The sequence below is a fragment of the Streptomyces sp. NPDC005263 genome, from assembly GCF_042872365.1.
Taxonomy (GTDB): Bacteria; Actinomycetota; Actinomycetes; order Streptomycetales; family Streptomycetaceae; genus Streptomyces.
The window spans coordinates 63115-73854 of sequence record NZ_JBIAKJ010000004.1 but is presented as its reverse complement, the minus strand read 5'-3'; the positions used below and the strand labels follow the sequence as shown (position 1 = coordinate 73854).

General features: G+C 70.3%; 7 protein-coding genes. 4 read left to right on the top strand and 3 right to left on the bottom strand.

Features of this window, described 5'->3' with window-relative positions:
- Nucleotides 1-38 precede the first annotated feature (38 nt).
- Nucleotides 39-752 carry a hypothetical protein gene (locus ACFYRY_RS18890; protein WP_389146481.1) on the top strand — a complete coding sequence of 238 codons (714 nt, stop codon included), beginning with the start codon at nt 39-41 and terminating at the stop codon, nt 750-752.
- Nucleotides 753-783: 31 nt separating this feature from the next.
- On the opposite strand, the gene ACFYRY_RS18885 is transcribed toward ACFYRY_RS18890, so the two are convergent.
- From ACFYRY_RS18885 to ACFYRY_RS18875, 3 genes are all read right to left on the bottom strand, one after another.
- On the bottom strand, nt 784-1971 hold the full coding sequence (locus ACFYRY_RS18885) for a sulfotransferase family protein (RefSeq protein ID WP_389146478.1): 1188 nt from the start codon (nt 1969-1971) through the stop codon (nt 784-786).
- A 90-nt stretch (nt 1972-2061) separates the two neighbouring features.
- Nucleotides 2062-4122, bottom strand: coding sequence for a TIM-barrel domain-containing protein (locus ACFYRY_RS18880; RefSeq protein ID WP_389146476.1), 2061 nt, complete (start codon nt 4120-4122; stop codon nt 2062-2064).
- 180 nt (nt 4123-4302) lie between these two features.
- Nucleotides 4303-5319 (bottom strand): LacI family DNA-binding transcriptional regulator, encoded by a 1017-nt coding sequence (locus ACFYRY_RS18875; RefSeq protein ID WP_389146473.1) that lies wholly within the window; start codon nt 5317-5319, stop codon nt 4303-4305.
- 432 nt (nt 5320-5751) lie between these two features.
- On the opposite strand from ACFYRY_RS18875, the gene ACFYRY_RS18870 reads away from it, so the two are divergent.
- From ACFYRY_RS18870 to ACFYRY_RS18860, 3 genes are all read left to right on the top strand, one after another.
- Nucleotides 5752-7683 carry an acyl-CoA dehydrogenase family protein gene (locus tag ACFYRY_RS18870; protein ID WP_389146470.1) on the top strand — a complete coding sequence of 644 codons (1932 nt, stop codon included), beginning with the start codon at nt 5752-5754 and terminating at the stop codon, nt 7681-7683.
- A 245-nt stretch (nt 7684-7928) separates the two neighbouring features.
- Nucleotides 7929-9143 (top strand): 1-deoxy-D-xylulose-5-phosphate reductoisomerase, encoded by a 1215-nt coding sequence (gene dxr, locus ACFYRY_RS18865; RefSeq protein WP_389148324.1) that lies wholly within the window; start codon nt 7929-7931, stop codon nt 9141-9143.
- 8 nt (nt 9144-9151) lie between these two features.
- Nucleotides 9152-10444, top strand: coding sequence for a M50 family metallopeptidase (locus tag ACFYRY_RS18860; RefSeq protein WP_389148321.1), 1293 nt, complete (start codon nt 9152-9154; stop codon nt 10442-10444).
- The last annotated feature ends 296 nt before the right edge of the window (nt 10445-10740 follow it).

Below are 10740 nucleotides of genomic sequence, written 5' to 3'. Positions count from 1 at the left end.
CCCCCCGCGATTCCCCCCCACCCATGGAAAGGCACACCATGGCAATGAGCACACTGCGCAAGGTCACCATGGCCGTACTGGCCCCGGCGATGGCCATCGGCGCCACCGTCTCCCTGGCCTCCGCCCCCGCCTCGGCGGCCGTCTGGAGCTCCTGCGACCAGTGGGGCAACACCAGCCTCAACGGCTACACGCTCTACAACAACATCTGGGGCTCCGGCGCCGGCAGCCAGTGCATCTGGGCCAACTCCGGCACCAACTGGGGCGTCAACGCCAACCACCCCGACACCGGCGGCATCAAGTCCTACCCGAACGCCAAGAAGGTGATCAACAAGTCGATCACCTCGCTGGGTTCGCTCTCCAGCACCTACAACGTCACGGTCCCGTCGTCCGGCGCGTACAACACGTCGTACGACATCTGGGACACCGACTACGACTACGAGATCATGCTCTGGGTCAACAAGACCGGAGCCGTCGGCCCGCTCGGCACCTCGCAGGGCAACGTGACCCTCGGCGGCCACACCTGGACCGTCTACAAGGGCACCAACGGGGCCAACCAGGTCTTCTCGTTCGTCCGCACCTCGAACTCGACCTCCGGCACCGTGAACATCCTGCCGATCCTCAAGTGGATCAAGGACACCAAGGGCTGGTTCGGCAACGAGACCATCGGTGACGTCCAGTTCGGCTTCGAGATCACCTCGTCGTCCGGCGGCAAGGACTTCGTCGCCAACAACCTGACGGTCAGCAGCAGCTGACCGGCCGCCCGGGCCGGGGCCGGCCATGCCGTCAGGCGTGGTCGACCTCGGCCCGCAGGGTGTTGTAGTCGGCGAACGCCGACTCGACCTCGGCCCGCGTCAGACCGTAGTGGCCCAGGTCGTAGCGGTGCGGGCGGCTGCCCCTGAGGTGGGTCGCGACCTCGGGCAGCCGCGCGGCGTCGGCGTCGGTCCACCGGGCGCCGACGGCCTCGTAGAGCTTCGGGGCGCCGGCCGCCGGGTCGGAGCCGAGCCAGGAATACGGCACGTCCACCAGTGCCCCGCGGGGCACGTCCGCCCTGGCCGCGAGTCCGCGCCGGACCGAGCGGCTCAGCAGGTCGAGCCAGGTGGCTCCCAGAGCGTGCGGGTCGACCCGGCGACGGGACAGGGCCATACCGCACTCGACCAGACTGCAGAACGAGGCGACCGCGGTCACCGGGTCGCGGTGGGTCCACACGAGAGTGGCGTCCGGGAACACAGTGAGCAGGGCGTCGAGATTCCCGGTGTGCATGGGGGACTTCAGGATCCAGCGGCGGCGCGGCCGACCGTACTGGAGCACCTGCAAGCACTCCTTGAGGTGCCGGTAGTCGGGGACGAAGTCCCGCTCGAACTGCCGGGCGTGGTACTCCGGCAGCTGGGCCTGGGACAGGGGCACCAGGGCGTGCGGCAGGAGGAAGGTGCACTCCTCGGGGCCCTCGGCGGTCATCGGATGGATGTCGCGGAAGCGCGGGGTGAGCAGATACGTTCCGTCCAGCATCCGGCGCGCGGACGTGATCGCCTTCTGCCGCTCCTGGGGCGAGGGCGCGAGGCCGGGGGCGAGCAGCTCCCACAGCCGGGGACAGCGGTGCTCGTCGGAGAGGGACAGCACGCCGTGGGTGAGTGTGGTGGCGGTGCGCGGCAGACCGACCACGAACACCGGCTTCTCGACGGGTTCCCGCGCGATCGCCGGGTGCTCGGCGAGCAGCCGCCCGATCCGGGCCCGGTTGGTGAGATGCCTGCGGACGTGGGACAGCGCGGACTGCCAGCCGACCGGTGACAGGCCCTCGTCGGCCGCCCACTCACGCAACAGCAGTCTGAAGTCTTCGGTGAACCACTCGTCCCCGTCCCGTAGCCCGGCCTTGCCGGCGATCCGGTCGAAGACCCGGTCCGGGTCGCGCCGGGAGGCCAGCGCGGGCCGCAGTAACTGATTGGCCAGCGTCAGAGGGAATGGGGTGGAAGACACGAGGCGAGTTCCTTCTTTCGGGGGCGGGTGGCTCGGCAACAAGTGTGCTGAACAAGCACGTTGACGAAACCACCGCCCCCCGGGATGCGGTTACTCGGCGACCGGAAGGCTCGCCCCGTCCCGCAGGAACAGCGGGATGCGGTCCAGCGGGGCGTCGACCGTCACGGCCCGACCGCCCTCGTACGTCTCCCCGGTCCACGCGTCCGTCCAGGTCGCGCCGGACGGAAGATAGGTGGTGCGGCTGGTGGCGCCCGCCGTGAGCACCGGGGCGACCAGCACGTCCGGCCCGAACAGGTAGGCGTCGTCGACCGACCAGGCCGCCCGGTCCTCGGGAAACTCCAGGAACAGCGGGCGCATGACCGGCAGGCCCTCCTCGTGGGCCTCGCGCATGACCTTCAGGACGTACGGCTTCAGTCGCTCACGCAGCCGCAGATACCGCTCCATGATCGCCCCGGCCTCCTCGCCGTACGACCACACCTCGTTGGGGCCGCCGGTCATCTCGGGGCCCAGCGGCATCGCCGGGTCGCGGAAGCCGTGCAGACGCATCAGCGGGGACAGCGCGCCGAACTGGAACCAGCGGACCATCACCTCGCGGTACGCCGGGTCGTCCGGGTCGCCGCCGTGGAAGCCGCCGATGTCGGTGTTCCACCAGGGGATACCGGACAGCGCGGTGTTGAGACCGGCCGCGATCTGGCGGCGCAGGGTCGGGAAGTCGGTGCCGATGTCACCGGACCACAGGGCGGCGCCGTAGCGCTGACTGCCCGCCCACGCCGAGCGGTTGAGGGTGATCACCTCGTCCTCGCCGGACGCGACCAGGCCCTCGTGGAAGGTGCGGGCGTTCTCGGCCGGGTACAGGTTGCCGACCTCCAGACCCGGGCCCGCCCAGTAGCGCAGGTTCTCCTGGAAGCCCGGCTTCAGCTCCGGCTCGCAGGCGTCAAGCCAGAAGGCCGTGATGCCGTACCGCTCCAGGTAGTTGCGCCGCACCCGCGACCACACGAAGTCGCGGGCCTCGGGGTTGGTGGCGTCGTAGAAGGCGACCTGGACGGTGGAGGCGACCTCCTTGTCCGGCCAGTCGGCGTGCGCCATCGGGCCGTACTGGGTGCCGATGAAGTACCCGCGCTGATCCATGACGGGGTGGTTCTCGCTCAGCGGCGACACCGACGGCCACACGCTCACCACCAACTTGACGCCCATCTCGTCGAGTTCGCGGACCATCGCCGCCGGGTCCGGCCACTCCTTCGGGTCGAACTTCCAGTCGCCCAGGTGTGTCCAGTGGAAGAAGTCGCACACGATGGCGGCCAGGGGCAGCCCGCGCCGCTTGTACTCCCGGGCCACGGCGAGGAGTTCGTCCTGGGTGCGGTAGCGCAGCTTGCACTGCCAGAAGCCCGCCGCCCATTCCGGCATCATCGGCGTACGGCCGGTCACCGCGCTGTAGCGGCGCTGGCCGTCGGCCGGGTCGCCCGCGGTGATCCAGTAGTCGATCTGACGGGCCGAGTCCGCCACCCAGCGGGTGCCGTTGCCGGCCAGTTCCACGCGCCCGATCGCCGGGTTGTTCCACAGCAGGGTGTAGCCGCGGCTGGAGGCGAGGACCGGAATGCCGACCTCGGCGTTGCGCTGGACCAGGTCCAGGACCAGGCCCTTCTGGTCCAGCCGGCCGTGCTGGTGCTGACCGAGGCCGAACAGCTTCTCGTCGTCGTAGGCGGCGAAGCGCTGCTCCAGGCGGTGGTGGCCGTTGCCGACGGCGGTGTAGAGGCGCGAGCCGGGCCACCAGAAGTGGGCGCGGTCCTCCGCGAGGATCTCCGTGCCGTCGGCCGTGCGCAGGAAGCGGATCAGGCCCTCGGCGTCGACCTCGACGGTCAGTGCGCCGACGGTCAGCGACCCCAGGCCGTCCTCGATCTTGACGGTGGACTCGGTGAGGGGCGGCTCGTCGAGCAGCGCGCCCGGCAGCCCCTGAAGGATCGGCCCACCGAGCCGGGCCCGGATCCGGACCGCGTCCGGGCCCCAGGGCTCGACGCGCACGGTCTCCTGGCGGCCGCTCCACTCCAGCGCGCCGTCCCGCTCCCGGAAGGTGCCGACGGTGGGTGACGACTGCGCGAGGCTGACCTGGGGCTGGTCCCCGGCCAGGTGCTGGGTTTCGGCGGACTGAGTCACTGAGTGCTCCTTGAAGGAGGGCAGAAGCAGGGCAGGCAGACAGGGGCCCCTGGCGGGGCAGGGCGGTGCCCGGGCGGGCACGGCGGGAGTGGCGGGAGTGGCTGGGAAGACGGGCGGGACGGAGCTACGGGCAGAAGAGGCGCGCGGGGAGGGGGTGTGGAGGGGGCGGGGGCGGAGGGGTCAGGAAAGCGTGGACGGAGCCGGTCCCGTGCTTGCCCGGACCGTCAACTCGGGCGCGATCAGCACGACTTCGTCGCTGCCGCTGCCGACGAGCTTGGCGATCAGACGCTCCACCGCGTGCCGGCCCATCTCCTGGGCGGGGATGGCGACGGACGTCAGCCGCACCGAGGCCTGTACGGCGACCTGGTCCGGGCAGATCGCGACCACCGACACGTCCTCGGGGACGGCCCGGCCCTGCTGGCGCAACAGGGCGAGCAGCGGCTCGACCGCCGACTCGTTCTGCACGACGAAGCCGGTGGTGCCGGGGCGTTCGTCGAGCACCCGGGCGAGGGTCACGGCCATCGCGTCGTACCCGCCCCCGCACGGCCGGTGCAGCAGCCGCACGCCCAACTCCTGGGCGCGCGAACGCAGTCCGTCGAGGGTGCGCTCGGCGAAGCCGGTGTGCCGTTCGTAGACGGCCGGGGCCTCGCCTATGACAGCGATGTCGCGGTGTCCGAGCTTCGCGAGGTGCTCGACGCACAGCGCCCCCGTCGCCCGGAAGTCAAGATCCACGCAGGTCAGGCCGGTGGTGTCGGCCGGCAGTCCGATGAGCACGGACGGCTGGTGGGTGCCGCGCAGCAACGGCAGCCGCTCGTCGTCGAGTTCGACGTCCATCAGGATCATCGCGTCGGCGAGCCCGCTGCCGGTGACCCGGCGTACGGCGTCGGGCCCCTCCTCGCCGGTGAGCAGCAGGATGTCGTATCCGTGGGCGCGGGCCGCGGTGGCCACCGCGATGGCGATCTCCATCATCACCGGCACATAGATGTCGGTGCGAAGCGGGATCATCAGCGCGATGATGTTCGACTTGCTGCTGGCCAGGGCGCGGGCGCCCGCGTTCGGGTGGTAGCCCAGTTCGCGGATGCTCTGCTCGACCCGCTGCCGGGTGGTGGTGGAGATGGACCGCTTGCCACTGAGGACATAGCTCACCGTGCTCGCCGAGACTCCGGCGTGCTGGGCGACCTCGGCGAGGGTGACCATCCAGCTCTCCAAGCTTTGTGAAGCGCTTCGACAGTGCGCCATATGAACAGGGGCGGGTGAGAGTGGTTCGACAGTAGCTTCAGCGGGGGTGGGTGTCCATAGGTTGTCGAAGCGCTTCGACAGAGACTTCCCGAGGTTTCGACACAGACGTCCCGGTGCGGGGCCGCGTCGCGGTTTCCTGCGTATCACGACCGGCCGTCCCGGGCCATGGATCGGGGTGGGGGAGCGCGGGTCCACCGGTCCGGAGGCGCTCATGGCGTCCGGTGGCCCGAGCCGAGGCCGACGTGCTGGACACGACCGACGGTGACCGCATCGGCTGAACGGACGCGCCAGGGGTGGTGGGGTCGGGATGGATCGGGTACATACGAACGGGTAGCACCCGTCAGTAACCAAACGGCCCCAAGGTCCCGATTCGCGGCGAGGTGAGCCTCAATGTCCGCACCACCCACCCAACCCACCGTCACCGAGCGTGAAGCACGCCAGGTGGCGGAGGCCGCCCGGGAGCAGGACTGGCGTAAGCCCAGCTTCGCCAAGGAACTGTTCCTCGGCCGCTTCCGGCTCGACCTCATCCACCCCCACCCGATGCCGCCCGACGAGGCCGCCCAGCGCGGCGAGGAGTTCCTCGCCAAACTGCGCGACTTCTGCGAGACGAAGATCGACTCGGCCCGGATCGAACGCGACGCGCTGATCCCCGACGAGACGATCAACGGGCTCAAGGAGCTCGGTGCCCTCGGCATGAAGATCGACACCAAGTACGGCGGCCTGGGCCTCACGCAGGTCTACTACAACAAGGCCCTCGCCCTGGTCGGCACCGCGAACCCGGCGCTCGGCGCGCTGCTGTCCGCCCACCAGTCGATCGGCGTTCCCCAGCCGCTGAAGATCTTCGGCACCCAGGAGCAGAAGGAAACCTTCCTGCCGCGCCTGGCCCGCACGGACATCTCGGCGTTCCTGCTGACCGAGCCGGACGTCGGATCCGACCCCGCCCGCCTGGCCACCACCGCCGTCCCGGACGGCGACGACTACGTACTCGACGGGGTCAAGCTGTGGACCACCAACGGCGTGGTCGCCGACCTGCTGGTGGTGATGGCCCGGGTGCCGAAGTCCGAGGGGCACAAGGGCGGCATCACCGCGTTCGTCGTGGAGGCCGCCTCCGAGGGCATCACGGTCGAGCACCGCAACGCCTTCATGGGCCTGCGCGGCCTGGAGAACGGCGTCACCCGCTTCCACCAGGTCCGCGTTCCCGCCGCGAACCGCATCGGAGCCGAGGGCGCGGGCCTGAAGATCGCGCTCACCACCCTCAACACCGGCCGGCTGTCGCTGCCCGCGATGTGCGTGGGCGCCGGCAAGTGGTGTCTGAAGATCGCCCGCGAGTGGTCGGCGGCCCGGGAGCAGTGGGGCAAGCCGGTCGCGTTCCACGAGGCGGTCGGCTCGAAGATCAGCTTCATCGCGGCGACCACCTTCGCCCTGGAGGCCGTGGTCGATCTCGCCAGCCAGATGGCGGACGAGGACCGCAACGACATCCGCATCGAGGCCGCCCTCGCCAAGCTGTACGGCTCCGAGATGGCCTGCCTGATGGCCGACGAACTGGTCCAGATCCGCGGCGGCCGCGGCTTCGAGACGGCTGCGTCCCTGGCCGCCCGCGGGGAACGCGCGGTACCCGCCGAACAGATCCTGCGCGACCTGCGCATCAACCGCATCTTCGAGGGCTCCACCGAGATCATGCACCTGCTGATCGCCCGCGAGGCGGTCGACGCCCACCTGTCGGTGGCCGGCGACCTGATCGACCCCGACAAGTCCCTGTCGGACAAGGCGAGGGCGGGCGCCAATGCGGGCGTCTTCTACGCCAAGTGGCTGCCGAAACTGATCGCCGGACCAGGGCAACTCCCGCGTTCCTACAGTGAGTTCAACCATGAGGTGGACCTCTCCGGACACCTGCGCTACGTCGAGCGCACCGCCCGCAAGCTCGCCCGCTCCACCTTCTACGCAATGTCCCGCTGGCAGGGCCGGATGGAGACCAAGCAGGGCTTCCTGGGCCGGATCGTCGACATCGGCGCGGAACTGTTCGCGATGAGCGCGGCCTGCGTACGCGCGGAACTCCTGCGCGCCACCGACGACCACGGCCGGGAGGCCTACCAGCTCGCCGACGTCTTCTGCCGGCAGTCCCGCATCCGGGTCGAGGAACTCTTCGGCCGCCTGTGGACCAACACCGACGACCTCGACCACAAGGTCGTCAAGGGCGTGCTCTCGGGCACCTACGAGTGGCTGGAGGAGGGCATCGTCGACCCGTCGGGCGACGGTCCGTGGATCGCGGACGCGACACCGGGGCCGAGCGAGCGCGCCAACGCCCGCCGCCCGATCCGCTGACCGACCCATGACAGAACGCGTTCCCCTTCGGCCCCCCGTGCGGGGGACGAGGGGGGCGCGCTGTCCTCACACACCGTCCTTACGGCAACAATGGGGGGATGAGCGACAGTCCAGCCCCCTCAGGGCACGGGTCGGAGACCCCGTCCACCCCGCGACGCCACGCACTCACCCTCGCCGCACCGGGCCCCGACCCGAGCACGCCCGGTACGGGGCCCGCGACTCGCGCCCTGGCCGACCCGCACCGCGTGTACGACCCGGTCGTCGGCGACGGGCCCAAGGACGTGGTGATCCTCGGCTCGACCGGCTCGATCGGCACCCAGGCCATCGACCTCGTGCTGCGCAACCCGGACCGGTTCCGGGTCACCGGCCTGTCCGCGAACGGCGGCCGCGTCGCCCTCCTCGCCGAGCAGGCGCACCGGCTCAGGGCGAGCACCGTGGCCGTGGCCCGCGAGGACGTCGTACCCGCCCTGCGCGAGGCCCTGAGCGCCCGGTACGGCACCGAGCCGCTCCCCGAGATCCTCGCCGGACCGGACGCGGCCACCCAGCTCGCCGCGTCCGACTGCCACACCGTCCTGAACGGCATCACCGGCTCCATCGGTCTGGCCCCGACCCTCGCCGCGCTGGAGGCGGGCCGCACCCTCGCGCTCGCCAACAAGGAGTCGCTCATCGTGGGCGGCCCGCTGGTCAGGGACCTCGCCGAACCGGGCCAGATCATCCCGGTCGACTCCGAGCACGCGGCCCTCTTCCAGGCGCTGGCCTCGGGCAACCGGGCCGACATACGCAAACTCGTCGTCACCGCGTCCGGCGGTCCCTTCCGGGGCCGTACCAAGGCACAGCTGGCGAACGTCACGGTCGAGGACGCCCTCGCCCACCCCACCTGGGCCATGGGCCCGGTGATCACGATCAACTCCGCGACCCTCGTCAACAAGGGCCTGGAGGTCATCGAGGCGCACCTCCTGTACGACATTCCCTTCGATCGGATTGAGGTGGTCGTGCACCCGCAGTCGTATGTCCACTCGATGGTTGAGTTCACGGACGGATCCACAATCGCCCAGGCGACGCCCCCCGACATGCGGGGGCCGATCGCCGTGGGCCTCGGCTGGCCCGAACGCGTGCCCGACGCGGCGCCCGCCTTCGACTGGAGCAAGGCGTCGACGTGGGAGTTCTTCCCGCTCGACAACGACGCCTTCCCGTCGGTGAACCTGGCGCGACACGTGGGGCAGCTCGCGGGCACCGCACCGGCGGTGTTCAACGCCGCCAACGAGGAGTGCGTGGAGGCCTTCCGGGCCGGCGCGCTGCCGTTCGACGGCATCATGGACACCGTGACCCGGGTGGTGGACGAGCACGGCACCCCGGCCAGGGGAACCTCGCTCACCGTCGCGGACGTCCTCGAAGCGGAGACCTGGGCGCGGACCCGGGCCCGGCAACTGGCGGCACAGACGGCGGAGGCCCGTGCATGACGACCCTGATGTTCATCCTCGGCATAGTGATCTTCGCCGTCGGCCTGCTGGTGTCGATCGCGTGGCACGAGCTGGGGCACCTGTCCACCGCCAAGCTCTTCGGCATCCGCGTGCCGCAGTACATGGTCGGCTTCGGACCGACGATCTTCTCGCGCCAGAAGGGCGACACCGAGTACGGCGTCAAGGCCATCCCGTTCGGCGGCTACATCCGCATGATCGGCATGTTCCCGCCGGGCCCGGACGGCCGCCTGGAGGCCCGGTCCACCTCGCCCTGGCGCGGCATGATCGAGGACGCCCGCTCGGCCGCGTTCGAAGAGCTCCGGCCCGGTGACGAGAACCGCCTCTTCTACACACGCAAACCCTGGAAACGGGTCATCGTGATGTTCGCGGGCCCCTTCATGAACCTGGTCCTGGCGGTGGCGCTGTTCCTGACCATCCTCATGGGCTTCGGCATCTCCCAGCAGACCAACACCGTCAGTTCGGTCTCCAAGTGCGTCATCGCACAGAGCCAGAACCGCGACGACTGCAAGAAGTCCGACCCGGCCTCCCCGGCCGCGGCCGCCGGTCTCAAGGCAGGCGACAAGATCATCTCTTTCGCCGGCGTGAAGACCGACGACTGGAACCGGCTCTCCGACCTCATCCGCGCCAACCCCGACAAGGAGGTGGCGATCGTCGTCGACCGCAAGGGCGAGCAACTCACCCTGCACGCGAAGATCGCCTCCAACCAGGTCGCCAAGAAGGACTCCAGCGGCCAGTACGTCCAGGGCGAGTACGTCACCGCCGGCTTCCTCGGCTTCAGCGCCGCCACCGGCATCGTGAAGCAGGACTTCGGCGACTCCGTGACCTGGATGGGCGACCGGGTGGGCGACGCCGTCGACTCCCTCGCGGCGCTGCCCGGCAAGATCCCGGCCCTGTGGGACGCGGCCTTCGGCGACGGCCCGCGCGAACCGGACTCCCCGATGGGCGTGGTCGGCGCGGCCCGCGTGGGCGGCGAGATCTTCACCCTGGACATCCCGCCGACCCAGCAACTGGCGATGGCGTTGATGCTGGTCGCGGGCTTCAACCTGTCCCTCTTCCTCTTCAACATGCTTCCGCTGCTGCCGCTCGACGGTGGCCACATCGCGGGCGCCCTGTGGGAGGCGCTGCGGCGCAACGTGGCGAGGGTGCTGAAGCGGCCCGACCCCGGCCCGTTCGACGTGGCGAAGCTGATGCCGGTCGCCTATGTGGTGGCGGGAATCTTCATCTGCTTCACGCTGCTCGTCCTGGTCGCGGACGTCGTCAACCCCGTGAAGATCAGCTGACAAACGGTCGCCGTCCCCCGGCGACGACCGCCCGCAACGGCACCCTCCCCTCGCACGATCCGTACGAGGGGAGGGTGCCGTTCGGCTGTCGGCCAGCACGCCGACCTCCGAGCCCGGGACGGGCCGGGCAGAGTGAACAGCCAAGGAGCATGTCCCCCCGGAACGAGGGCCATGCCCGCTCGGCCGAGAGGGGAGCCCAACGGGCGAACCGAGGGGACGCCGTGCGCCCGCGTTCACGCTCGTGCCGTAATCTCGAAGCTCGGAGCCCGCTGCTGACGGGACCGAACCTTGATCCA

What these genes read in the sequence shown, in the direction of transcription:
- ACFYRY_RS18890 (WP_389146481.1), top strand. Translation starts at nt 39, where the DNA reads ATGGCAATGAGCACACTGCGCAAGGTCACCATGGCCGTACTGGCCCCG.
- ACFYRY_RS18875 (WP_389146473.1), bottom strand. Translation starts at nt 5,319, where the DNA reads ATGGTCACCCTCGCCGAGGTCGCCCAGCACGCCGGAGTCTCGGCGAGC.
- ACFYRY_RS18870 (WP_389146470.1), top strand. Translation starts at nt 5,752, where the DNA reads ATGTCCGCACCACCCACCCAACCCACCGTCACCGAGCGTGAAGCACGC.
- ACFYRY_RS18860 (WP_389148321.1), top strand. Translation starts at nt 9,152, where the DNA reads ATGTTCATCCTCGGCATAGTGATCTTCGCCGTCGGCCTGCTGGTGTCG.